The 25,191-nt window shown below is 71.9% G+C and carries 12 protein-coding genes (1 of these 12 only partly in view); 10 read left to right on the top strand and 2 right to left on the bottom strand.

Translation table 11 applies throughout. The annotated features are described in order from the left end of the window. The first annotated feature begins 298 nt into the window (after window positions 1-298). Window positions 299-3,052: a LuxR family transcriptional regulator gene (locus tag DKM19_RS34160; RefSeq protein WP_110701468.1), complete on the top strand. Its 2,754-nt coding sequence runs from the start codon at window positions 299-301 to the stop codon at window positions 3,050-3,052. 76 nt (window positions 3,053-3,128) lie between these two features. On the opposite strand, the gene DKM19_RS34155 is transcribed toward DKM19_RS34160, so the two are convergent. Continuing rightward, window positions 3,129-3,956 carry a metallophosphoesterase gene (locus DKM19_RS34155; protein ID WP_110701466.1) on the bottom strand — a complete coding sequence of 276 codons (828 nt, stop codon included), beginning with the start codon at window positions 3,954-3,956 and terminating at the stop codon, window positions 3,129-3,131. A 135-nt stretch (window positions 3,957-4,091) separates the two neighbouring features. On the opposite strand from DKM19_RS34155, the gene DKM19_RS34150 reads away from it, so the two are divergent. Genes DKM19_RS34150 through DKM19_RS34135 form a run of 4 tightly spaced genes read left to right on the top strand, consistent with a single transcriptional unit; the run spans window position 4,092 to window position 7,592 of the window. Then, on the top strand, window positions 4,092-4,937 hold the full coding sequence (locus tag DKM19_RS34150) for an ABC transporter ATP-binding protein (protein ID WP_110701464.1): 846 nt from the start codon (window positions 4,092-4,094) through the stop codon (window positions 4,935-4,937). Then, on the top strand, window positions 4,934-5,803 hold the full coding sequence (locus DKM19_RS34145; protein WP_110701462.1) for an ABC transporter permease: 870 nt from the start codon (window positions 4,934-4,936) through the stop codon (window positions 5,801-5,803). Before DKM19_RS34150 ends, DKM19_RS34145 begins: the two co-directional genes overlap by 4 nt. Then, a complete protein-coding gene (locus DKM19_RS34140; RefSeq protein WP_204358362.1) occupies window positions 5,800-6,972 on the top strand; it encodes a sensor histidine kinase in 1,173 nt (390 codons plus the stop codon). Before DKM19_RS34145 ends, DKM19_RS34140 begins: the two co-directional genes overlap by 4 nt. Beyond that, entirely contained in the window at window positions 6,969-7,592 is a 624-nt protein-coding gene (locus tag DKM19_RS34135; protein ID WP_369986583.1) for a response regulator, read from the top strand. The genes DKM19_RS34140 and DKM19_RS34135 overlap by 4 nt, the downstream gene beginning before the upstream one ends. 172 nt (window positions 7,593-7,764) lie before the next feature. Here DKM19_RS34135 and DKM19_RS34130 read toward each other — a convergent pair whose 3' ends face one another. Beyond that, on the bottom strand, window positions 7,765-9,447 hold the full coding sequence (locus tag DKM19_RS34130; RefSeq protein WP_204358361.1) for an NAD(P)/FAD-dependent oxidoreductase: 1,683 nt from the start codon (window positions 9,445-9,447) through the stop codon (window positions 7,765-7,767). A gap of 236 nt (window positions 9,448-9,683) precedes the next feature. On the opposite strand from DKM19_RS34130, the gene DKM19_RS34125 reads away from it, so the two are divergent. The 5 genes from DKM19_RS34125 to DKM19_RS52165 form a co-directional block, all read left to right on the top strand. Continuing rightward, a complete protein-coding gene (locus tag DKM19_RS34125) occupies window positions 9,684-10,184 on the top strand; it encodes a PH domain-containing protein (protein WP_239513730.1) in 501 nt (166 codons plus the stop codon). After that, the gene (locus DKM19_RS34120) at window positions 10,181-11,728 is read left to right on the top strand and encodes a PH domain-containing protein (protein ID WP_110701456.1); all 1,548 of its coding nucleotides are present in this window, start codon (window positions 10,181-10,183) and stop codon (window positions 11,726-11,728) included. The genes DKM19_RS34125 and DKM19_RS34120 overlap by 4 nt, the downstream gene beginning before the upstream one ends. A 236-nt stretch (window positions 11,729-11,964) precedes the next feature. Then, on the top strand, window positions 11,965-12,510 hold the full coding sequence (locus tag DKM19_RS34115) for a PadR family transcriptional regulator (RefSeq protein ID WP_110701454.1): 546 nt from the start codon (window positions 11,965-11,967) through the stop codon (window positions 12,508-12,510). 48 nt (window positions 12,511-12,558) lie between these two features. Continuing rightward, window positions 12,559-13,881: an NAD(P)/FAD-dependent oxidoreductase gene (locus tag DKM19_RS34110; protein ID WP_110701452.1), complete on the top strand. Its 1,323-nt coding sequence runs from the start codon at window positions 12,559-12,561 to the stop codon at window positions 13,879-13,881. A gap of 434 nt (window positions 13,882-14,315) precedes the next feature. Further along, window positions 14,316-25,191: the start of a type I polyketide synthase gene (locus DKM19_RS52165; RefSeq protein ID WP_239513729.1), read on the top strand. It continues 31,241 nt past the right edge of the window; 10,876 of the gene's 42,117 nt are visible here — the first part of the coding sequence; it begins with the start codon at window positions 14,316-14,318; its stop codon lies beyond the right edge, outside the window.

Genomic DNA, 25,191 nt, shown 5'->3' with positions numbered 1-25,191 from the left:
GCCACCGGTCCGCAGCGCGACCTGCCCATCGAAACCGGCGCGCCCACGCCGAGGCCAGGTCATGATCGCTGTTCACGCAGCTGACTTGCTCGCGTCAACTTCCGATCAATTTTCGACTGACATACTGTCGCCGCCGCCCAAGGAATCCAAAAGCATTTCCTCCTGCGACGGCGGCGAAATGTATCGAGCACCACGTCGAGCCGACCGAATGCCGCACAACCCTTTTTCGGTGCGGTGAAAGGCGGCACGGCATTAGCAGGCCCCGGATAACGGGCGTGACCTCGGGGAGGAACCACGCATGGTGGTTGTCGAACGGCAGGAGCAGTTGGTGGTTGTCGAACGGCAGGAGCAGCTCGCCGGTTTCATGACCGCGCTCGCGGAGTGCCAGGCCGGCAACGGCAGGCTTCTGGCGGTCAGCGGCTCATTGGCCAGCGGGAAGACCACACTGCTGCGCGTGTTCACCGAGCGCGCCGCCGCCGCGGGGTTCCACGTCCTGTGGGCTACGGGCGCCCGGACCGAGCGGGAACTGCCACTCAGCCTGGTCAACCAGTTCTGCCGCGACTTTCCGGTCAAAATCGACCACGCCGACTGCGCCAACCAGGCCGAGTTGATCCGGGTGGTGCCCATCGCGGCCGCCGCGTTGCTGACCGCCGGCGAGCAGACGCCGGTGCTCCTGGCGGTCGACGACCTGCACCACGTCGACGCGCTCTCCCTGCACTCCCTGATCTACCTGATCCGGCGCATCCGCAGCGCGCGGATCCTGGTGGTGGTCAGCGGCGGCGACCTGGTGGAGCCGACCGATCCGCAGCTGTACGCCGAGCTGATGGAGCTGGCATCCGGCAACCACCTCACGCTGCCGCCGCTGTCGCGGCGCGGGGTCGGCGAGTTGCTCGCCGAAGCCCTGGGCGACCAGCCGACCGACGCGCTGGTGGACGCCTGTACGCGGGCGTCCGGGGGCAATCCGCTGCTGACCCGGACGCTGATCGCGGACCTTCGCAACTCCGGCGGGCCCAACCTGGACCGGGACGGGCAGGTCCTGCCCGGTCCCGCCTACACCGCCGCGATCCGCCGGTATGTGGAGAGTTGCGGCCCGGTGACCCGGCGGGTCCTGGCCGCCACCGCGCTGTTCGACAGGCGCCCGCCGGCCGGCCCGCTCACGCTCGCCCGCCTGGCCGAGGTCGACACCGCAGCCGCCCGCCGGGCGCTGGCCGGCCTGGAGAGCGCCGGCCTGGTCAGCGACGGCTGGCTCCCGCACCCGGGAACCCGCCAGGCGATGCTCGAACAGCTGCCGCCCGCGGCCCTGACCGACCTGCACCTGCGGGCGGCCCGGCTCCTCTACGAGGAGGGGTCGGCACCGCTCACGGTCGCCCGGCACCTGCTGGCGGCCGGGCGGACACCGGACTGGGCCGGCCCGGTGCTCAGCGTCGCCGCCGAGGAACTGCTCGGCACCGGAGACACCGAGCTGGCCGTCGCCCTGCTGCGGCTGGCGCACGACGGCGCGACGGACGACATGGAACGGGCCGGGCTCAAGGTCGCGTTGCTCCAGGCGGAGTGGCGCACCGATCCGGCCGCCGCCGGGCACCGGCTGGGGCAGCTCGCGGCCGCCGCCCGGGCCGGCCAGCTGAGCGTGGCCGCGCGCGTGGCCACCGCGCACTGCCTCCTCTGGCTGGGGCGTACGGCCGAGGCGGTCGAGATGCTCGACAAACTCGCGGCGCTGGAGGTCGACGCGGAACAGAGCGCCGAGATCCGGTTTCTCATGGTGTGGGCCCGGTTCACCCACCCCGGCCTGCTCGACGACGAGCCGATGGAACCCCGGGCGTCCCGGCGCGGCGCCGAGGGCGTGGTCAGCACCCGGGACGCGTTGGCGCACGCCCTGGAGACCGTACTGGCCAAGGGCCCGAACAGCGCGGCGGTGGTCACGGCCGAGCAGGCCCTGCCGCGCTCCCCGCTCCGCGGCGACGCGATGGCCTCGCTGGCCACGGCGCTGATCATCCTCATCTACTCCGACCATCTCGAGACCGCGACCCTCTGGGCCGACCGCCTGCTGGCCCAGGCCGGCGAGCGCGGCGCGCCGTCCTGGCGGGGCATGCTGATGGCGGTCCGCGCCGACATCGCGCTCCGCTCCGGCCAGCTGGCCGACGCGCAGCGCTACGCCGAGGTCGCGCTCGGCATGATGTCCCGCGAGAGCTGGTCGACCGCGATCGGCGTCCCGCTGGGCACCGTGCTGCTGGCGCACACCGCGCGCGGCCAGCTGGCCGAGGCCGGCCGGCAGCTCGACCAGCCGGTGCCGGACGCGATGTTCCAGACGGTCTGGGGCCTGTACTACCTGCGGGCGCGCGGTGGCTACTACCTGGCGACCGGCCGGGCGGAGGCCGCCCTGGACGACTTCACCACCTGCGGGGACCTGATGGCCCGCTGGAACCTCGACCTGCCCGCTCTCGTGCCCTGGCGCATCCACGCCGCCCACGCCTACCTGGCGCTCAACCAGCCGGAGCAGGCCCGCGCGCTGGCCGAGATCCAGCTCACGCAGCTGGGCCAGGAGCCGAGCCGGACCAAGGCGGCCGCGCTGCGCGTGCTGGCCGCGGTCGCCCCGCTCTCGCAGCGCCCGACGCTGCTGCGTGAGGCCGCCGAGATGCTCCGCGCCTGCGGGGACCGCCTGGAGCTGGCCCACGCGCTGGCCGACCTCAGCCAGGCGCAGCGCTCGCTCGGCGACTTCCACCGCGCCCGGATGACCGTCCGGCGGGCCTACGACCTGGCCGGCGACTGCCAGGCCGACGCGCTGCGCCAGCGACTGCTCCCCGACGTCGACGACGCGGTGCTGGAGGCGGCCGACGAGCCCGACGCGGAGGCTCTCAGCTCGCTCAGCGACGCCGAGCGGCGGGTCGCCGCGCTGGCCGCCCAGGGCAGCACCAACCGGCAGATCGCCAACAAGCTGTTCGTCACGGTGAGCACCGTCGAGCAGCACCTGACCAAGGTCTACCGCAAGCTCAACGTGACCCGGCGGGTCGACCTCCTGGTCAAGCTCGGGCCGCGGATCAGCAACATCGCGTGAGCACCGGCGGCGGGTGAGCGCACCGGCCGCCGGTTCAGCCGAGCGCCCGGTGGGAGCGAGCGCATCCGCCATCGGCTCAGCCGAGCACCCGGCGGAGTGTTCCCGGCCGGGTGCTCCGCCGACGCCACTCGCGCGGGTAGCCGACCGACACCTCCTCGAAGCGGACGCCGTCGTACCAGGTGGTCCGGGGGATGTGCAGGTGCCCGTAGACGGCGACCGCGGCCCGGTACCGCAGGTGCCAGTCGGCGGTCTGGTCGGTGCCGCACCACTGGGCGAACTCCGGGTAGTGCAGGATCCGGGTGGGCTCGCGGACCAGCGGGAAGTGGTTGACCAGCACGGTCCGCAGTTCGGGGTCGACCTCCGCCAGCCGCCGCTCGGTCTCCGCCAGCCGGGCCCGACACCACGCCTCCCGGCTGGGGTACGGGTCGGGGTGGAGCAGGATCTCGTCGGTGCACACCACGCCCACCTCGTAGGCGTGCGCCAGCGACGCCTCCTTGGTGGCCATGCCCGGCATCCGGAACGAGTAGTCGTAGAGCACGAACAGCGGCGCGACCGCGACCGGGCCGCCCCGCCCGGTCCACACCGGATACTCGTCCTCCGGGGTGACGACGCCGAGTTTCCGGCAGACCTCCACCAGGCCGCGGTATCGGGCCTCGCCGCGGAGCTGGATCGGGTCCTCCCGGGGCGTCCACAGCTCGTGGTTGCCCGGCGCCCAGATCACCTTGGCGAACCGGCCGGCGAGCAGGCCCAGGGCCCATTCCACGTCGGCGAAGATCTCTCCGACGTCACCGGCGACGATCAGCCAGTCGCCGTCGTGCGCGGGCCGGATTCCTTCGACGATCTCACGGTTCTCCGCGTAGGCGATGTGCAGGTCGCTGATCGCGAACAGCGTTGGGTCTTCCACCGCCGAAGGCTATGTACGGCGCTCACCGGGCCCAACCCCTAGCGCACCCCGGCGGCGCGGTGTCCACCGATCGATGGACAGCTGTCCGTCCGCCGGCCGTCGCGGTCCATCGGCCCGGCGGCCAAGGATGGAAGCGTGACAGACGCGGTGCAAGTACACGGCCTACACAAGAGCTACCACGGGGCTCCCGCCGTCGACGGTGTCGACCTGACCATCGCCGACGGCGAGATCTTCGCGCTGCTGGGTCCCAACGGAGCCGGCAAGACGACGACCGTCGAGATCCTCGAAGGGTTCCGCAAGCGCGACTCCGGCGATGTCCGGGTGCTCGGCGAGGACCCGCAGCGGGCGCCCCGGCGCTGGCGGTACGGCATCGGCCTGGTGCTGCAGAACGCCTCGGACATGGCCGACATGACCGTCGTGGAGACCGTGCGGCACTTCGCCGGGTACTACCCCGACCCCCGTCCGGTCGACGAGGTGCTCGAACTGGTCGGCCTGACCGAGAAGGCCGACAAGAAGGTACGGACGCTCTCCGGCGGCCAGCGCCGGCGGGTCGACGTCGCGATCGGCGTGGTCGGGCGACCCCGGCTGCTGTTCCTGGACGAGCCGACGACCGGGTTCGACCCGGAGGCGCGCCGCCAGTTCTGGGCGCTGATCCGCCAGCTGTCCGAGCAGGACGCCACCACGATCCTGCTGACCACCCACTACCTGGACGAGGCCGAGGCGCTGGCGCACCGGGTCGGCGTGATCTCCGCCGGACGGATCCTCGCCGTCGACACCCCGGCCAACCTGGGCGGCCGCGCGTCGGCCGAGGCCACGGTGAGCTGGATCGAGAACGGTGAGCCCCAGCAGTTGCGGACCGACGACCCCACCGGGGCCACGCTCAAGCTGGCCGCCCGGTTCGACGGCCAGATCCCCGGACTGGCCATCACCCGGCCATCCCTGGAAGACATCTACCTCGACCTGATCGGAAGCCCGCGATGACCGCCCTGACCACCGATACCCCCGGGACCCCCGAAAACCCGACATCGACCCCGCGCACCGTCCGGGAGCCGTCGGTCTGGCGGTTGTGCCTGTCCCGCGGCGGGGTCGAGCTGCGCCAGTTCTTCCGCGAGCGCACCGCCGTGATCTTCACCTTCGCGCTGCCGGTCGTGCTGCTGATCCTGCTCGGCGCGATCTTCGACAAGCAGATGGCCGCCACCGGCATCCCGTCCAGCCAGCTGCTGGCCGCCGGCATGATCGCCGCCGGAATCGGCTCGACCTGCTTCGTCAACCTCGCCACCAGCATCACCAGCGACCGGGAGGACGGCACGCTCAAGCGGCTGCGCGGCGTGCCGATGCCTCCGATCGCCTACTTCGTCGGGAAGATCATCCTGGTCCTGGTGACCGCGGTGGTCGAGGTGGCGATCGTCCTGGCCATCGCCACGATCTTCTACGACCTGCCGCTGCCCACCGATGTCGGGCGCTGGGTGACCTTCGCGTGGGTCTTCCTGCTGGGAGTGACCGGGTGCTCGCTGCTAGGCACGGCGATGAGCAGCGTTCCGCGATCGGTGCGTGCCGCGGCACCCATTGTCAACCTGCCGTTCCTCATCCTGCAGTTCGTCTCGGGTATCTTCATCGTGCCGATCACCACGCTGCCGCAGGTGCTGCAGCAGATCGGCGCCGTTTTCCCGCTGAAATGGATGGCGCAGGGCTTCCGCTCGGTGTTCCTCCCCGACGCGGTGGCCGCGATGGAACCGGCCGGCGTCTGGGAACACGGCCGCATCGCGCTGGTCCTGGCGGCCTGGTGCCTTGGAGGTCTGATCCTGTGCCTGACGACGTTCCGCTGGCAGGGACGGAAGGACGGTTGAGCCGCACGCCGGACGAGTGGCTGCGCTGGCAGCCGGTCTGGGACGCGTACTTCGTCCTGGTCAGCGCCGCGGGCCTGGGTGGCGTCCTGCTCACCGGCGGGGTCGACCCCGTGCGGCGGGCCGGCGCCGCCGGGCTGCTGGTGCTGCTGGTCGCCGCCCACCTGCTGCTCGGCCGGCGGCTGATCCGCTTCGACCGGGGCACCCGGCGGGCACTGCTGTACCAGCTGGGGGTGGTGCTGGTGTTCGCCGCCGCCGTCGGGCTGGTGACCAGCAGCGCGTTCATGCTGTTCGCGCTGTGCGCGCCGGCGTTCATGACCGTCGGCCCGGTCGCCGGCGGCCTGATCGTGCTGGTCCTGAACCTGGTGTGGCTCGGGGTGGCGGCGGCCGGCGAGACGTTCCTGGGCTCCGGCTCGCTGCTGGGCGTCGCGGGGGTGACGGGGGCGGCGCTCTCGATCGTGCTGGGCGTCTGGGTGAGCCAGATCATCCGGCAGAGCACCGGGCGGGCCTCGCTGATCCGGGAGCTGGAGGCCACCCGGGCCGAGCTGGGCCGGCTGTCCTACGAGGCGGGGCGCGCCGCCGAGCGCGAGCAGTTCGCCGACGCCATCCACGACACGCTCGCCCAGGGCCTGTCCAGCACGATCATGCTGCTGCAGGCCACCGGCTCGGCGCTGGCGACCGACACCGAGCGGGCCCGCCGCTACCTGGAGCTGGCCGAGACCACCACCCGCGACAACCTGGCCGACGCCCGGGCGCTGATCACCACGCGCCCCCTGCCCGAGGCCACCTCCGCCTCCCTGGCCGACGCGCTCCGCCGGGAGGTCGACCGGCTCCGGGACGTGCACGGCGTCAACGCCTCCCTGCGGGTGGACGGCGCTCCCGACCCCGCCGACACCGCGCTCAACGTCGACCTGCTCCGGCTCGCGCAGGAGGCGCTGAGCAACGTCCGCAAGCACGCCGACGCCAGCCGGGTCGAGGTCGTCCTCTCCGTCGACGCCGACTGCGTATGGCTGGAGGTGCGCGACGACGGCCGCGGGTTCGCCACCGACGCCACCCCGCCGGGGCACGGCCTTCCACTGATGCGGAGGCGGCTGAGCCAGGCCGGCGGGGTGCTGCAGGTCGACTCGACGCCCGGCGAGGGCACCTCCATACGGATCCGGGTGCCCGCGTGACGATCACCGTGCTGCTGGTCGACGACCACCCGGTGATCCGGGCCGGCATCCGCGCCATGCTCTACGACGCCCCCGAGCTCACCATCGTCGGCGAGGCGGCGTCCGGCTCCGCCGCGCTGACCGCCGCCCGCGACCTGACGCCCGACGTCATCCTGATGGACCTGCGGCTGCCGGACGGCGACGGGGTCAGCGCCACGGCGGCGATCCGCGCCGAGCTGCCGGGAATCCGCGTGGTGATCCTGACGACCTACGAGACCGACGGCGACATCCTCCGCGCGGTCGAGGCGGGCGCCGTCGGCTACCTGCTGAAGGACACCTCGCCGGCCGACCTCGCCCAGGCCGTCCGAGCCGCCGCGCGCGGCGAGACCGTCCTGTCCCCATCGATCGCGGCCAAGCTCCTCGACCGGGTGCGTCAACCCCGCCCGGAGACGTTGTCCCGCCGTGAGGTCGAGGTGCTGCAGCTGGTCGCCCAGGGGCTGACCAACGCCGACATCGGACGCACCCTGTTCATCACCGAGGCCACCGTGAAGACCTACGTCGTACGGATCTTCGCCAAACTGGACGTGTCCGACCGCACCGCCGCCGTCATGGCGGCGATGCAGGCCGGAATCCTCAGCTGACCACGGCGCCGGACCTCTTCAGCCTGCCCCTGTCTCCAACGGTTCGCCTGCCTTCGACGGTTCGCCGCGCTCGGCGACCGCCGATCGGGCCGGCCGGTGCTCGATCAGGCGCAGTGGCGGAGGCGTCGGCACCGCGGAGTCCCGGCCGGTCGGCTGGACGGCGGCCGAGCGCTCAGTAGGGCAGTTCGATCGGCGCGATGGAGGGGAAGGCGTCGCCAGGGCCGGGGTTGGCGGCGGGCGTCCGGCCGCCGAGGTGGTGCAGAACGCCCCAGACGGCGTTGAGCGCGGTGGTCACCGCGCCCTCGGCGAACCCGCCGGTCCACGACACGTCGTCGCCGGCGAGGAAGACCCCACGCTGGTGTTCGGGGAGCGCGTCCTGCATGAAATGCGTGAACAGGCGCCGCTGGTAGCGGTACTGGCCGGGCAGGTTGCCCTTGAACGCGCCCATGAAGTGCGGCTCGGTCTCCCACGTCACGGCGATCGGCGGGGCGATGATCCGGCGGCGGACGTCCACGTCCGGATAGATCCGGCGCAGGTGGCGGAGCATGACGTCCAGCCGTTCGGCGGCCGGCAGCGCTGCGGCCTTCAGCGAGTCGTCGTTCCAGGTGTACGACAGGCACATCACGCCCGGCGCGTCGGGGCCGTCGTCGAACAGGTAGACCCCCCGCGGCGCCCGGTCGGTGAGCGTCATGCCCATCACCGGACGCCCGGTCCGCTTGTCGAGGTCCCGCCAGAAGGGCCGGTCGACCAGCGCGAACAGCTTCGAGCCGCCCATGTAGTGGGTGCGTTCGACCGCGGTCCAGACGTCGACGGGGAACAGGTCCTCGGCCGTGTCGATCCGGGAGAGCAGCAACCGCACCTGCGGTGTGAGCACCGCCGCGGCGAACTCGTCGGTCCCGTCGGCGGTCTCCACCCGGATCCGCCCGTGGGCCCGGGAGATCCGGGTGACCGCCGGCCGCCAGCCGCCGGGGTGCAGGGACGCCAGCGAGGTGCCGGCCGGCCAGTGCGCCATCCGGTCCGGCGCGTGCTCCCAGAGCTGCAGGGGGAGTTGCTGGGCCCCGCCGGCCAACGCCCTGTGCCGGTCGTCGGCTCCGGTGTAGACGACCCGGAGGATCTCCAGCATCGAGTTGGGGAAGTCCGTGTCCCAGCCGCCGGAGCCGAAGCCGACCTGGCCGAAGATCTCCCGGTGCCGGAACGAGGCGAAGGCGGGCGAGGACGCGAGGAAGCCGTAGAAGGACTGGTCGTCCAGGAGCGGTACCAGCCGGTTCCAGAACGCCTTGATCGTGGCCGTGTCCCGGCGGCGGATCGCGGCGTCCATCGTGGTGAAGTCGGCGCCCTCCTCCAGCACCTTGGTCCAGGCGTCGTAGACCTCCTGGTACACCGTCGGCAGATCCTCGGTCACCCGGGCGAAGTGCCGGGCGCCGTTGACGTCGACGACGGTGTGCGGGGTCGCCGGGGCCAGCGGGTTCGCGAACGGCCGGGTCTCCAGCCCCACCAGGTCGACGTAGTGGAACAGCGTGGTGGCCGACGGCGGGAAGCGCATCGCGCCCAGCTCGGCGACCGTACCGGGATGCCCGGGGAAACTCGCGGTCCGCATCCGGCCGCCGAGCTGCTCGGCCTCGAACACCACCGGGCGCAGGCCCACGCGCATCAGCTCGTACGCGGCGACCAACCCGGAGATCCCGCCGCCGACCACCGCGACCGTCGTGCCGAGCCGCTCAGCGGGGACCGAGCCCAGGCCGTCGGCGTGGCGCACCCACCGGTCGTAGTCGAAGGGGAAGTCGGGGCCGAACATGGTGATCGGCGGTGCGGACAGGTCCGCCGCGAGCGCATCCGCTGTTTCCAAAGTATTCATCGGTTGTTCGTCCCGCAATTCGAGCAGGCGTTGTGATATGACGGATAAATTGCTATGCCCCCGCTGTTTCCGGAGCATTCATCGGTTGTTCGTCCCGCAATTCGAGCGGGTGTTATGACGTGACGGAGAAATTGCTATCGGCGCCCGTCGCGGCCGACAACCCCTAGACGACTCGGATACCCCAGTCCTTCCGGATGGGTGTATTCCGTGAATGCGCCGGTACTTACAATGGCGAGGTGTCCGGCAACGAACCACTGAAACTTCGGCGTCCCCGTCATCGGCTCGAACGCCGCGCCCTGGGCTGGTGGAGCGTGCAGGCCTTCGTCGTCGCGCTGCCCCCGATCGCGGTGCTGGCGTTGCTGACCGCGTTGATCCCGCCGGCCCGCACGTGGCTCGGGCTCAGCCTCGGGATCGTCACCGCGATCGGGCTGGCGTACGTGCTGGCGATGCCGATCTGGCGGTACCGCGTCCACCGCTGGGAGACGACCGACGACGCGGTCTACGCGGTGTCCGGCTGGTTCTGGCAGCGAGCACGGATCGCGCCGATGGCCCGGATCCAGACCGTCGACACCACCAGCGGGCCGATCCAGCGGATGTTCAGGCTGGCGGGGCTGGTGGTGACCACCGCGTCGGCGGCCGGCCCGGTCCGGATCCAGGGCCTGGACCGCCAGGTCGCGGACGATCTGGCCGAGTCCCTGTCCGCCCGTGCCCAGGCCATGCCCGGAGACGGCCAGTGACCGCAGAGGGCTGGCAGCGTCTGGACCCGCGGATGCTGGCGATCAGCCTCACCTGGCTGGTCCCGCCGCTCTGCTCGACCCTGCTGACCCTGTCGATCACCGGCGGCGACCTCGACCTGGCCGCGGTGATCACGCTGGGCTCCATCGGCCTGACCTTCCTGATCATCGCGGTGGCGTTCGGCCTCCGGTTGCTGACCACCCGGTTCCGGATCACCGGCGACCAGGTGGAGTTGCGCACCGGCGCGCTCTTCCGGCAGTACCGCACGGTGCCCCGCGACCGGATTCGCAGCGTCGACGTCACCGCGAACCCGTTCCACCGGGCCCTGGGGCTGCGCGTGGTCCGGATCAGCACCGGTGAGCACGTGGCGGCCGACAGAAGGCAGCTGACCCTCGACGGCGTGTCCCGGGACTACGCCGAGCGGTTGCGGCGGCGGCTGGCACCGGACGGAACGGCGCCGGACACCGCGCTGGCCGTCCTGCGCTGGCGCTGGCTGCGGTATGCGCCGCTGACCCTCTGGGGCATAGCCGGGGTCGGGTTCGTCGTCGGCGGTTTCGCCCGGTTGCTCGACTCACTGAAGATCAACCCGGCGGAGGTCGGGTTTCTCCGCGCGGCCTGGTCCGGGCTGACCGGCCTGCCGCTCTGGGCCGCGATCATCGTGCCGGTCCTGGCCGTCGTGCTGCTGGGCGCGCTCACCTCTCTGGTGACGTTTGTCGAGACGTGGTGGGACTACCGGCTGGAAGCGGTCGGCGACGGCGCGCTCCAGCTGCGCCGCGGCCTGTTCAGCACCCGGTCGGTCTGGCTGGAGCGCCGGCGGCTGCGCGGCGTCCAGATCGCCGAGCCGCTGCCGTTGCGCCTGGCCCGGGGCGCCCAGCTCAACGCGATCGCCACCGGACTGGGCAAATCCGACGACCGGTCGACGTCGACCAAGAGCGCGCTGCTGCCGCCGGCGTCACGGCTGGAGGCGGACCGGGTGGCCGCCGCCGTGCTCGGTGAGAAGCCGGGATTTCTGGCCGGCCTCGAGCTGGCCCGGGCGCCCCGGGCGGCGCTGCGCCGCCGGGTCACCTGGGGTCTGGCGGCGGTCGCCCTGTTCGAGGCGCCCCTGGTGATCCTCGGTGTGCTCCTGACCGAGGTGCTGCTCCACATCGCCTGGATTTCGAGCCTCGTGCTGGTGCCGCTGGCGCTGGCCGCGGCGGTCGACGCCTACCGCAGCCTCGGCTCCGGCCTGCTCGGCCGGTATCTGGTCACCCGCTACGGCACCTACGCCCGGCGGACCGTCCTGCTCGACCGGTCGGGAATCATCGCCTGGAGCGTCAACCAGTCGGCGTCCCAGCGCCGGGCCGGCGTGGCCACCCTGGTCGCGATGGTCGCCGCCGGCCGGGGCGGCTACAAGATCCGTGACGTGGCCCTCGCCGACGGGCTCGCGCTCGTCCGCGAAGCGACTCCCGGGATGTTCGAGGAATTCCTCGAATCGACTCCGGACAATTGTTCTGAATCCATCGAGAAAAGCGTTCCCGCTCTGCCCGTCCAGCGCCGAACGCCCTGATCAACCCGAGGGCGAAATAAGCGCCGCCGACGCTCGTCCGGCCGATTGACCGCTCGGCCGACAGATAAAGCACCCGGCCGGGTCGCCGGTCACGCCACGTCGCCCCCCGCGAAGTGGTCGTGAATATTCACGTGCCACCAGGGCCTTGGCCGCGAGTGGGTGTGCCCGAGATCAGGAGTACTCCTGTTTGAGTACTCGCTCTTGTGCTCCATGGGTAGTCGTGTTTGAGTACTCATATGCGAGCAACTCGCCTCTTCATTCTCGGTGCTCTGGCCGACGGCGGTCCCATGCACGGGCACAGGATCCGGGCCGCAGCGCAACTCGACCGGGTGGAACTATGGGCGGACATCAAGCCCGGATCGCTGTACGGCGCGCTGCGCCGGATGGCTGACGAGGGCGTCGTCGAGGTGGTCCGCACGGAGCAGGAAGGCAACCTCCCCGCCCGGACGGTGTACGGAATCACCGACAAGGGCCGGGCCGATCTGGTCTCGCTGATCAGGTCCGTCCTCGCCGACACGAGGCTCCGGCCGGATCCGATCCAGCTGGTGCTCCTGCACGGCGGCGAGATCGGCTCCGATGAGCTGCGCACGGCTGTCCGGCAGAGGCGCGACTCGTACGCCGCGCAGCTCGACTTCTGGCGCAACCTACGGGTCGAGGCCAAGCCGTACCTGACCAGGTTGGAGGCCGTCGCCTTCGACTACACCCTGATGCGGCTCGAGACGGAGGTGACCTGGCACGACCGCCTGCTGGCGGAGCTCGCGGACACGGCTGAGCAAACCTGACGGCACGGGCTCGCCTCGCGGCGCGACCTCACAGGAAAGCGGGAACCCATGTTCTCTCGGCGTTTGGACGTCGCCGTGATCGGCGGCGGGATCGGCGGGCTCTGCCTGGCGCAGGGCCTGAAGCGAGCCGGTGTGAGCGTCACCGTGTACGAACGGGACCGCACGGCCGACTCGCGGCTCCAGGGCTTCCGGCTGAACATCGAGCCGACCGGGAGCGTCGCCCTGCACGCCTGCCTGCCACCCGCCCTGTGGGAGGTGCTGGTGGCCACAGCGGGCGATCCAGGGCCCGGGATCGGCTTCCTCGACGAGCGGATGCGGCCGCTCATCCTCATCGGCCAGGACCGCCCGGATCGTGACCCGCTCGACCCCACGACCAGCGAGCACGCGGTCAGCCGCGTCACGCTGCGCAAACTGCTGCTGGCCGGCCTGGACGACGTCGTCCGGTTCGGCAAGGAGTTCACCGGCTTCGCTCGGGCGGACGACGGGAAGGTCACGGCGAAGTTCGCCGACGGCACCACCGCGACCGTCGATGTGCTCGTCGCAGCCGACGGCGCCGGCTCGCGGGTGTGGGCGCAGCTCCACCCGGCGGCCTGCCGCACCGCACTGCCGGCAATGGCTGTCGCCGGCAAGCTGTTCCTCACCGAGGAGAACCGCCGATGGCTGCCGGAACGGCTACTCGCCGGCAGGAACGTCTTCTGGCCGCGACAGGATTTCCTGTTCACCGCGATCTTCCGCAGGCGCGAGGACCCCGCGGCGATCACCGCCAGGCTCGGCGACCAGGTGCGCGCGCTCGGGCTCGACCCGGAGCACCTGCTGGCGGACTCGCAGGACGACGACTACGTCCTGTGGGCGTTCATCATGCACCGCGACTCACTCCCGGCGAGCTTCACGTCGAAGGCTCAGGGCGATCCGGCCGCGGTGCGGGAGTTGCTGGCCGAGCGGACGATCGGGTGGCATCCCGACCTGCGCCGCCTCCTCACCGCCTCGACCCCGGACACCCTCTACCAGACCGGGTTCAGCGCCGCCGAACCGCTCGACCGGTGGGAGACCGGCAACGTCACCGGGCTCGGAGACGCCGTACACCACATGCCCCCGGTCGGCGGGCTCGGCGGCAACGCGGCGCTGCGCGACGCGCACCGGCTCTGCGCCGCGCTCGCCGCGGCTGACCGCGGCGAGGAGCCGTTGCCGCAGGCACTGCGCGCCTATGAGGCGGACATGTTGCGCCACGGGTTCGAGACGGTCCGCGAGGTCGTGCGCAACACCGAAGCCGCGATCACCCGAAGCGCGCTGAAGCGATCAACGGCTCGATGGTTCTTCCGGGCGTGCGGGGCCGTCCCGCCCGTCGGCCGCGCGGTGTTCGGGGAGCGCTGAGCGTCGGCCCGCCCGCGGGCGGCGGCCTCGGCGATCATGGCCTGCATCAGCTGCTCGAAGACGCCGGCCGTGGCCCATAACCGGAACCTGTCGTAGGCGGTGGATCAGGGGCCGTACCCGTCAGGTAGATCACGCCACGGGCTGCCGGTGCGAAACCGTCGCATCACGGCGTTGAACCGGCGCCGCAGGTCCGGGATCGAGCCTCACCCAGGGGCTGGTGAGGCTCGATCAGGGACCACTCTTCGTCGGTGAGGTCTCCGCGCGCCATGGCGATGGCCTAACGGGACCGGAACCACGGCGCAGGCGAATCCTTGTGATCTCAACTCCGTACAGGCCCTAGGGGTGCGGTAGGAGCTGTGGTGAAAAGCCCAGCTGGATAGCCTCGCCAAGCGGTATGGGCTATTCCTGTTCTTTTCGCCGAAGGTGGGCGCTAGATGATGAGTTCGTCCGGGGATTTCGGAGCACCTACGCCGACCGGTGACGGAGCGGGTGCCGCGGCGGGATCCGAGCTGCGGCGGCGCCTGGCCGGCCTGCCGGCGCCGGAGGCGCAGCGGATGCTCACCGGCCTGGTGACCGAGCTCGCCGCAGCCGCGCTGCGCCGCCCGCCCGGCGAGCCGGTCGCGGCCGACGGAACGTTCTTCGAGACCGGGTTCGACTCGCTGACCGCCGTGGAGCTGCACAGCCGGCTGGTCGCCGCGACCGGACTGGCGCTCCCGGTGACGCTGGCGTTCGACTACCCGACGCCGGCCGCGCTCGCCCGCCACCTCTACGCCGAACTGCTCGGCCTCGCCCCGGAGCGGATCGACATCGACGCCGCCGTCGGGCACGCCGACGAGCTGATCGCGATCGTCGGCATGGCCTGCCGGTTCCCCGGTGGTGTCCGGTCGTCCGAGGCGCTCTGGCGCCTCGTGGAGTCCGAGGCCGACGCGATCGGGGAGTTCCCGGCCGACCGGGGCTGGGACCTCGACGCGCTCTACTCCGCCGACCCCGACCAGCCGGGCACCAGCTACACCCGCCACGGTGGGTTCCTCTACGACGCGGCGGAGTTCGACGCCGACTTCTTCGGGATCAACCCGCGCGAAGCCCTGGCCATGGACGCCCAGCAACGCCTGGTCCTCGAGACCTCCTGGGAGGCGCTGGAGCGGGCCGGCATCCCGCCGGAGACGCTGCGCGAGCAGCGCGTCGGCGTCTTCGTCGGCGCGGAGACCCAGGAGTACGGGCCGAGGCTGCAGGACGCCGCCGACGGCCTGGAGGGCTACCTGCTCACCGGCAACGCGGCGAGCGTCGCGTCCGGCCGGGTCTCGTACACGCTCGGTCTGCAGGGCCCGGCGCTCACCATCGACACGGCCTGCTCGTCGTCGCTGGTCGCACTCCACCTGGCCGCGCAGGCGCTGCGCCAGGGCGAGTGCGAGATGGCGCTGGCCGGTGGCGTCGCCGTCATGGCCAGCCCGGCGTCGTTCGTGGCGTTCTCCCGGCAGCGTGGGCTCTCCGTCGACGGCCGGTGCAAGCCGTTCGCGGCCGCGGCCGACGGCACCGGCTGGGCCGAGGGCGTCGGCATGCTGCTGGTCGAGCGGCTCTCCTCGGCCCAGGCCGCCGGCCGGCGGATCCTCGCCGTAATCCGCGGCTCGGCGGTCAACCAGGACGGCGCGTCCAACGGCCTGACCGCGCCGAACGGCCCGTCGCAGCAGCGGGTGATCCGCCAGGCCCTGGCCAACGCGCGGCTGGAGGCGTCGGACGTCGACGCGGTCGAGGCGCACGGCACCGGCACGATGCTCGGCGACCCGGTCGAGGCGCAGGCGCTGCTCGCCACCTACGGGCGCGACCGCGCCGGCACCCCGCTCTGGCTCGGCTCGCTGAAGTCGAACATCGGGCACGCCCAGGCCGCGGCCGGGGTCGGCGGCGTCATCAAGATGGTGCAGGCGCTCCAGCACGGCCTGCTGCCGAAGACCCTGCACGTGGACGAGCCGACGCCGCACGTCGACTGGAGCGCGGGCACCGTACGGCTGCTCACCGAGGCCCAGCCCTGGCCCGAGACCGACCGGCCGCGGAGGGCGGCGGTCTCCTCGTTCGGCATGAGCGGCACCAACGCCCACCTCATCCTCGAAGCGCCGCCGACGGGAGAACCGGCCGCGGCGGCTCCGGAGCCGGTTGCGCCGGCGGCCGGGGTGTTCGCGCTGCCGGTCTCCGGACGGACGCCGGAGGCGCTCGCCGGGCAGGCGGCGAACCTGCTGGGCCGGCTGGGCGAGCCGGACGCCGACCTGGCCGATCTGGGCTTCTCGCTGGCCACGACGCGCACCCACTTCGCCCACCGTGCCGTCGTGTTCGGCGCGGACCGCGAGCAGGTGGCTCGGGGGCTGGCCGCGCTCGCCGCCGGGGACCCCTCCGCGCAGGTCGTCACCGGGGCCGTGGCCCCGGGCCGGACCGCCTTCCTGTTCACCGGCCAGGGTTCGCAGCGGGTGGCGATGGGCCGCGAGCTGTACGCCACCCAGCCGGTCTTCGCCGCGGCCTTCGACGAGGCCGGCTGGTACCTCGACCTGCAACTCGACCGACCGCTGGCCGACGCCCTCGCCGACGAGGAGCTGCTCGGCCGGACCGAGTACGCGCAGCCGGCGATCTTCGCGGTGGAAGTGGCGCTGCTCGCGCTGGTCCGGCACTGGGGACTCACCCCGGACGTCCTGGTCGGACACTCGATCGGCGAGATCGCGGCCGCCTACGCCGCCGGAGTGCTGTCGCTCGCCGACGCCGCGGCGCTGGTCGGCGCGCGCGGCCGGCTGATGCAGGCGCTGCCGGCCGGCGGCGCGATGCTCGCCGTCCAGGCCGGTGAGTCCGATGTGCGCGAGGCGTTCCCGGACGTCGACATCGCGGCGGTCAACGGGCCGAACGCCGTCGTGGTCTCGGGGAGTGAGGCCGAGATCGGACGGGTCGCGGCGGTGGCGGCCGAGCGGGGCTGGAAGACCACCCGGCTGCGGACCAGCCACGCCTTCCACTCGCGGCTGATGGAACCGATGCTCGCCGAGTTCCGTCGCGTGCTGCGCTTCCTGACCTTCCGCGAGCCGAAACTGCCGATCGTCTCGACGGTGACCGGGCGTTTGGTGGAGTCGGGGCAGTGGACGGATCCGGAGTACTGGATCGAGCAGGTCCGCAGCCCGGTCCGGTTCGCCGACGCGCTGGCCGCGCTGGACGGCGTCACGAACTACGTGGAGCTCGGCCCGGACGCCGTGCTGACCGCACTGGCCCGGCAGGCAGCCCCGGAGGCGGTCTGCGTGCCGCTGCTGCGGCGCGACCGTGACGAAGCCGCCACCGCGGCCGCGGCGCTGGCCGCGCTGCACGTCCACGGGGCGATGGTGGACTGGCCGGCCCTGTTCCCCCACGCCCGCGTGGTGGACCTGCCGACCTACGAGTTCCAGCGGCAGCACTTCTGGCTGGAGAGCGGTCCGGCACGGCCGGGCGCGGCCGACCCGGGCGACGCCGGCTTCTGGGCCGCGGTCGACCGCGCCGACCTGCCCGCGCTCGCCGCGGAGCTGGGGGTCGACACCGCGGCCGTGGCCGGCGTGCTGCCGGCGCTGGTGTCCTGGCGGACCCGTGGCCGGGAACGGTCGCTGATCGACGGGTGGCGTTACCGGGTCACCTGGAAGCCCGTCACCGACCTGACCGAGGCGGTGCCCCGGGGAACCTGGGCGCTTGTCGGTGATGACGCGCTGGGGCTTGCCGAGGCGCTGACGGGGATGGGCGCCGAGGTTGTGGTCGTGCCGGTTGGCGACCGTACTGACCTGGCTGTACGTCTGGGTGAGTTGGCGCCGGCCGGGGTCCTGATGCTTCCGTCGGTTGCTCTCGCCGATGCGCTGGCCGTCGTCCAGGCGTTGGCGGAGATTGAGAGCAACGCGTCGTTGTGGTTGGTGACCCGGGGCGCGGTGACCGCGGGACGGGCGGACGGCGCGCCGGATGTCGCGCAGGCCGCGAAGTGGGGCCTGGGCCGGGTGGTCGGTCTGGAGCACCCGGAGTTCTGGGGTGGCCTGCTCGATCTGCCGGAGACCCTCGACGCCCGGGCGGTCGTGCGGATCGGGGCGGTGCTGGCCGGCGCGCTCGGCGTGGAGGACCAGGTCGTGGTCCGCAGCGGTGGGGTTCTGGTCCGGCGGTTGGGGCATGCTCCGACGAGTACGGCCTCGGCTTGGCGTCCGCGTGGCACGGTGCTGGTTACCGGTGGGACCGGTGGGCTTGGTGTTGAGGTGGCGCGGTGGGCGGCGGCCAATGGGGCCGAGCGGCTGGTGCTGGTGTCGCGGCGCGGTGTGGATGCGCCCGGAGTGGACGCGCTGCTGGCTGAGTTGCCGAATGCCGAGGTGCACGCGTGTGATCTGGCCGATCGGTCTGCGGTCGAGGCTCTTCTGGCCGTGGTCGGTGCGGTCGACGCCGTGGTGCACGCGGCCGGCGTCGGTGAGGATGCCGAGCTGGTCGAGGCCGATGCCGCGCACCTGAACCGGGTGCTGTCCGGCAAGGTCGACGGTGCGTCGCATCTGGACGCGCTGGTCGGTGACGTCGACGCGTTCGTGGTGTTCTCGTCGATCTCCGGGGTCTGGGGCAGCCGAGGCCAGGCCGCCTACGGCGCCGCGAACGCGGCCCTGGACGCCCTCGTCGAGCGCCGTCGCGCGGCCGGTCGACCCGGTACGGCGATCGCCTGGGGTCCGTGGGCACGGATCGGGATGGCCGCCGACCAGGGCGAGACCGAGCTGCTGCGGCGGCAGGGCCTTCCCCCACTGGCACCCGCTCAGGCGATCGCGGCCCTGGCCGGCGCGGTCGGTGCCGGGGACGGCACGGTCACCGTCGCCGATGTTCGGTGGGCGGAGTTCGTGCCGCTGTTCGCCGCCGCTCGTGCGCGTCCGCTCTTCGATGACCTGGTCGAGGCAGAGGCGCCCGCCGTCGCCGGGACGGTGTTCTCCACGTTCGGGCAGCGGTTGGCCGGTCTGGCGGTCGGTGATCGGGAGCGGCTTGTCGTCGAGGTGGTGCGGACGCATGTGGCGGCGGTGCTGGGTCATGCCTCCAGTGAGGCGGTGGCGCCGGGCCGGGCGTTCAAGGAGCTGGGTTTTGACTCGCTGACCGCGGTGGAGTTGCGGAACCGGCTGCGGGCCGCGACCGGTTTGGCGTTGCCGGCGACGTTGGTGTTCGACTATCCCAGTGTCGAGCGGCTGGCCGCTTACCTGCTTGAAGAGCTCAGCGGTTCGGTTGACGCCGTCATCGCGCCGAAGACTGCGGTCGCTACCGACGATGATCCGGTTGTGATCGTTGGGATGGGGGTGCGGCTGCCCGGTGGTGTTGACACTCCCGAGGGGCTCTGGGAGTTGGTGGCCTCCGGTTCTGATGCGATCGGTGGTTTTCCGACGGATCGGGGTTGGGATCTGGAGGGGCTTTATCACCCGGATCCCGATCATGCGGGTACCTCGTATACCCGTCATGGTGGGTTTTTGTATGGTGCGGCGGAGTTCGATGCGGGGTTGTTCGGGATTTCGCCGCGTGAGGCGTTGGCGATGGATCCGCAGCAGCGGTTGCTGCTGGAGACCTCCTGGGAGGCGCTGGAGGACGGCGGCCTTGACCCGCTGGCGCTGCGCGGTGCCCAGATCGGCGTGTTCGCCGGATCCAACGGGCAGGACTACGCCGCCCAGCGGTACGACATCCCCTCCGATCTGGAGGGATACCTCGGCACCGGCACCGCCGGCAGCGTCGTCTCCGGGCGGCTCTCCTACACGTTCGGGCTCGAAGGCCCGGCGGTAACCGTCGACACGGCGTGTTCGTCGTCGCTGGTCGCGCTGCACCTGGCGGTGCAGGCGCTGCGGTCGGGTGAGTGCTCGATGGCGCTGGTCGGCGGCGTCACCGTTATGTCCACCCCGGACGCGTTCCTGGACTTCAGCCGCCAGCGCGGGCTGGCCGTCGACGGCCGGTGCAAGCCGTTCGCCGAGGCCGCCGACGGGACGGGCTGGGCCGAGGGCGCCGGCATGCTGCTGGTGGAGCGGTTGTCGTCGGCGCGGGCGGCGGGGCGTTCGGTGCTCGCGGTGGTACGGGGTTCGGCGGTGAACCAGGACGGTGCGTCGAACGGGTTGACCGCGCCGAACGGGCCGTCGCAGCAGCGGGTGATCCGGACTGCCCTGGCCTCTGCCGGCCTGTCCCCGGCCGAGGTGGATGCGGTGGAGGCGCACGGCACCGGGACGCGGCTCGGTGATCCGATCGAGGCGCAGGCGTTGCTGGCCACCTACGGTCAGGATCGAGAGCGGCCGCTGTGGCTGGGGTCGGTGAAGTCGAATATCGGCCACACGCAGGCCGCGGCGGGTGTTGCCGGGATCATCAAGATGGTTTTGGCGATGCGGCATGGTCTGCTGCCGGCGACGTTGCACGTGGACGAGCCGTCGTCGCATGTGGACTGGGCTGCGGGCAGCGTCGAGTTGCTCACGTCGGCGCAGCCGTGGGAGGCCGCTGACCGGCCGCGCCGGGCGGGCGTCTCGTCGTTCGGCATGAGCGGCACGAACGCCCACGTGATCCTGGAGGAGCCCCCGGCTGCGGAGCCGGTCCCGGCATCGACGCCGGCCGTGCACCTGCCGGTGGTGCCGGTGCTGCTCTCCGGCCAGACCGAGAACGCGTTGCGGGCGCAGGCCGTACGGCTGCGCGCGGTGGCGGACGCCGACCTGCTCGGGGTCGGGCTCGCGTCGGTCCGCCGCGGGGCGCTGGAGCATCGGGCGGTCATCCTCGCGGGCGACGCCGAGGCGCTGGCCGTCGGTCTTGACGCGGTCGCGTCCGGCACCGGTGGTTTGACCGGGGCCGTGGGTGCCGGTCGGGTGGCGTTCTTGTTCTCCGGTCAGGGGTCGCAGCGGGTTGGGATGGGCCGGGGTCTGTATGAGACGTTCCCGGTGTTCGCGGATGCGTTCGACGCGGTCTGTGCGCACCTTGATCCGCATTTGGATCGGCCGCTGGCGGTCGTGTTGGCCGATTCCGATGAGGAGTTGATTCACCGGACGGGGTATGCGCAGCCGGCGTTGTTCGCCGTTGAGGTGGCGTTGCATGCTCTGTTGCGGTCGTGGGGTGTGAGCCCTGATGTGGTGGTGGGGCATTCGATCGGGGAGATTGCTGCGGCGCAGGTGGCGGGGGTGTTGTCGCTGGCGGATGCGGCCACGTTGGTCACGGCTCGGGGCCGGTTGATGCAGGCGCTGCCCTCGGGCGGAGCGATGCTCGCGGTCGGGGCGGCCGAGGCGGATGTCCGGGCGCTGCTGGCCTCCGTGGGTGATGGCGAGGCGAATGATGGTGGTCTGGCCGCCGTGGGCGGCGAGGAGTCGAGCGGTGGTGGCCTGGCCGTCGACATCGCGGCGGTGAATGGTCCGGCGTCGGTGGTGGTCTCCGGGGCCGAGGGTGACATCGAGCGGGTCGCTGAGTTGGCTGGTGAGCGGGGTTGGAAGATCTCGCGGTTGCGGACCAGTCATGCGTTTCACTCCCGGTTGATGGAGCCGATGCTGGCGGAGTTCGCCGGGGTCGTTCGTGGGTTGAGTTTCGCTGAGCCGGTGGTTCCGGTGGTGTCGACGGTGACCGGTCGGCCGGTGGAGTCGGGGCTGTGGTCGGATCCGGAGTACTGGGTTGAGCAGGTGCGTCAGCCGGTCCGGTTCGCCGACGCGATCGGTTCACTGGAGGGTGTCAGTAGGTTTGTGGAGTTGGGTCCGGACGGGGTGCTGGCCGCGCTGGTGCAGCAGCCGGATGCCGTCGCGGTTCCGCTGTTGCGCCGAGACCGGGACGAGGTCACCTCCGCGCTGACCGCGCTGGCGACCCTGCATGTCAACGGTGTGCCGGTGGAGTGGTCGGCCGTATATGCCGGAACCGGCGCTCAGCCGGTGACCCTGCCGACCTATGCCTTCCAGCGCCAGCGGTACTGGCTGGAGAGCCAGCCGGCTAAACCCGCCGCCGACCCGGTCGAGGCCGGATTCTGGGCGACGGTGGAGCAGGGTGATCTGCCGGGACTGGCCGTGCAGCTCGGCGTCCCGACCGCGTCGCTGGAGAACGTGCTGCCCGCGCTCGCGTCCTGGCGGGCGCGTGGCCGTGAGCGATCGCTGATCGAGGGCTGGCGTTACCGGGTCACCTGGGAGCCCGCTGACCTGCCGGCCGCCGAGCTGACCGGACGATGGGTCCTGGTCGGTGACGACCTTTTTGAACTCGGCGCGGTGCTGTCCAGGCTCGGTGCGTCGGTGATCCATGTGCCCGCGGGCACCCGGGCAGAGCTGGCTACCCGGCTCACGGGACTCGACGCCTCCGGCATGGTGGCTTCCGCCGCTTCCGTGGGTGAAGCGCTGGCATTGGTGCAAGCCTTGGCGGACATCCAGAGCGACACTCCGTTGTGGCTGGTGACCCGGGCCGCGGTGGCGACTGGCCGGGCGGACGACGCGGTCGAGGTCGACCAGGCCGCACTGTGGGGTTTCGGCAGGGTGATCGGTCTGGAGCACCCGGAGTTCTGGGGTGGTCTGCTCGACCTGCCGCAGACGATCGATTCCCGCGCGGGGACGCGGATCGGGGCGGTGCTGGCCGGGGCGCTCGGCGTCGAAGATCAGGTCGCGGTGCGTAGCGGTGGGGTTCTGGTTCGGCGGCTGGAGCACGCTCCGGCGAGTGTGGCTCCTGCTTGGCGTCCGCGTGGCACGGTGCTGGTTACCGGTGGTACCGGTGGGCTTGGCGCGGAGGTGGCGCGGTGGGCGGCGGCCAATGGGGCTGAGCGGCTGGTGCTGGTGTCGCGGCGTGGTGTGGATGCGCCCGGGGCTGAGGCGCTGCTGGCCGAGTTGCCGAATGCCGAGGTGCACGCGTGTGATCTGGCCGATCGGTCTGCGGTCGAGGCTCTTCTGGCTGTGGTCGGTGCGGTCGACGCCGTGGTGCACGCGGCCGGCGTCGCGGCCGACGTACCGCTGCGGGACGCCGACGAGGCGCACTTCCGTACGGTGCTGTCCGGCAAGGTTGACGGGGCTCTGCACCTGGACGCGCTGGTCGGTGACGTCGACGCGTTTGTGGTGTTCTCGTCGATCTCCGGAGTCTGGGGCAGCGGCGAGCAGGCCGCCTACGGGGCGGCGAACGCGGCCCTGGACGGGCTGGTCGCCCGGCGCCGCGCGCACGGACTGCCGGGCACCGCGGTCGCCTGGGGTCCGTGGGCGGAGGTCGGCATGGCCGCCGACGACGAGGTCGCGGCCCAGCTGCGCCGCCGGGGCCTGGTGCCGCTGGACCCGCAGCGGGCGGTGGCCGCGCTGGCCGATGCGGTGGGCGCCGACGAGGGTGCGCTGACGATCGCCGATGTTCGGTGGGCGGAGTTCGTGCCGTTGTTCGCCGCCGCTCGTGCGCGTCCGCTCTTCGATGACCTGGTCGAGGCAGAGGCGCCCGCCGTCGCCGGGACGGTGTTCTCCACGTTCGGGCAGCGGTTGGCCGGTCTGGCGGTTGGTGATCGGGAGCGGCTTGTCGTCGAGGTGGTGCGGACGCATGTGGCGGCGGTGCTGGGTCACGCCTCCAGTGAGGCGGTGGCGCCGGGCCGGGCGTTCAAGGAGCTGGGTTTTGACTCGCTGACCGCGGTGGAGTTGCGGAACCGGTTGCGGGCCGCGACCGGTTTGGCGTTGCCGGCGACGTTGGTGTTCGACTATCCCAGTGTGGAGCGGCTGGCCGCTTACCTGCTTGAAGAGCTCAGCGGTTCGGTTGACGCCGTCATCGCGCCGAAGGCTGTCGCCGCTGTTGATGATGATCCGGTTGTGATCGTCGGGATGGGGGTGCGGCTGCCCGGTGGTGTCGACACTCCCGAGGGGCTCTGGGAGTTGGTGGCCTCCGGTTCTGATGCGATCGGTGGTTTTCCGACCGATCGGGGTTGGGATCTGGAGGGGCTTTATCACCCGGATCCCGATCATGCGGGTACCTCGTATACCCGTCATGGTGGGTTTTTGTATGGTGCGGCGGAGTTTGATGCGGGGTTGTTCGGGATCTCGCCGCGTGAGGCGTTGGCGATGGATCCGCAGCAGCGGTTGCTGCTGGAGACCTCCTGGGAGGCGTTCGAGCGGGCCGGGATCGATCCGCTCTCACTGCGGGGCGAGCAGATCGGCGTGTTCGCCGGCACCAACAGCCTCGACTACGCCAGCCGGGCCGACGGACTGCCGGAAGGGCTGGAAGGGCACCTCCTGACCGGAACCGCCGCCAGCGTCGTCTCCGGGCGGCTCTCCTACACGTTCGGCCTCGAAGGCCCGGCGGTGACTATCGACACGGCGTGTTCGTCGTCGCTGGTCGCGCTGCACCTGGCGGTGCAGGCGCTGCGGTCGGGCGAGTGCTCGATGGCCCTGGCCGGTGGTGTGGCCGTGATGTCCGGGCCGGAGACCTTCGTCCAGTTCTCCCGGCAGCGGGGCCTTGCCCCTGACGGCCGGTGTAAGTCCTTCGCCGCCGACGCGGACGGTACGGGCTGGGCCGAGGGTGCGGGCATGCTGCTGGTCGAGCGGCTGTCTGATGCCCGGCGGCTTGGCCACGAGGTCCTCGCGGTGGTGCGGGGTACGGCGGTCAACCAGGATGGTGCGTCGAATGGGCTGACCGCGCCGAACGGTCCGGCCCAGCAGCGGGTGATTCGGACCGCGCTGGCCAATGCCGGTCTGTCCCCGGCTGAGGTGGACGTGGTGGAGGCGCACGGGACCGGTACGACGCTGGGTGATCCGATCGAGGCGCAGGCGTTGCTGGCGACCTACGGCCAGGACCGGGAAACGCCGCTGTGGCTGGGCTCGGTGAAGTCGAACATCGGCCACACCCAGGCCGCGGCCGGTGTTGCCGGGATCATCAAGATGGTTTTGGCGATGCGGCATGGTCTGCTGCCGGCGACGTTGCACGCGGACGAGCCGTCGCCGCACGTGGACTGGACCTCCGGCGCGGTGTCGCTGCTCACGTCGGCGCAGCCGTGGGAGGCCGCTGACCGGCCGCGCCGGGCGGGCGTCTCGTCCTTCGGTATGAGCGGCACGAACGCCCACGTGATCTTGGAAGAGCCCCCGGCTGCAGTCGAGCCCGTGGCCGTCCCGGCACGGTTGCCAATGGTGCCGGTCGTGGTGTCCGGGCACACTGCGGAGGCGCTGCGGGCTCAGGCCGAGCGCGTCCTACGGGTCGTCGCCGACGGTGCGGACGGCGTCGACCTGGCCGGGATAGGGGCCGCATCGATCCGGCGGGCCGCTCTGGCGCATCGGGCGGTGGTGCTTGCCGGTGACGTCGAGGCGTTGACCGGTGGTCTTGCCGCGGTCGCGGCTGGGGCCGGTGCGGTGCGCGGGGTGGCCGGCGCCGGCCGGGTGGCGTTCTTGT

This window comes from Streptosporangium sp. 'caverna' (assembly GCF_003203775.1).
GTDB lineage: Bacteria > Actinomycetota > Actinomycetes > Streptosporangiales > Streptosporangiaceae > Streptosporangium > Streptosporangium subroseum.
This window is presented reverse-complemented; position numbering and strand designations above follow the sequence as displayed.

What these genes read in the sequence shown, in the direction of transcription:
- DKM19_RS34160 (WP_110701468.1), top strand. Translation starts at nt 299, where the DNA reads ATGGTGGTTGTCGAACGGCAGGAGCAGTTGGTGGTTGTCGAACGGCAG.
- DKM19_RS34145 (WP_110701462.1), top strand. Translation starts at nt 4,934, where the DNA reads ATGACCGCCCTGACCACCGATACCCCCGGGACCCCCGAAAACCCGACA.
- DKM19_RS34130 (WP_204358361.1), bottom strand. Translation starts at nt 9,447, where the DNA reads ATGAATACTTTGGAAACAGCGGATGCGCTCGCGGCGGACCTGTCCGCA.
- DKM19_RS34115 (WP_110701454.1), top strand. Translation starts at nt 11,965, where the DNA reads ATGCGAGCAACTCGCCTCTTCATTCTCGGTGCTCTGGCCGACGGCGGT.
- DKM19_RS34110 (WP_110701452.1), top strand. Translation starts at nt 12,559, where the DNA reads ATGTTCTCTCGGCGTTTGGACGTCGCCGTGATCGGCGGCGGGATCGGC.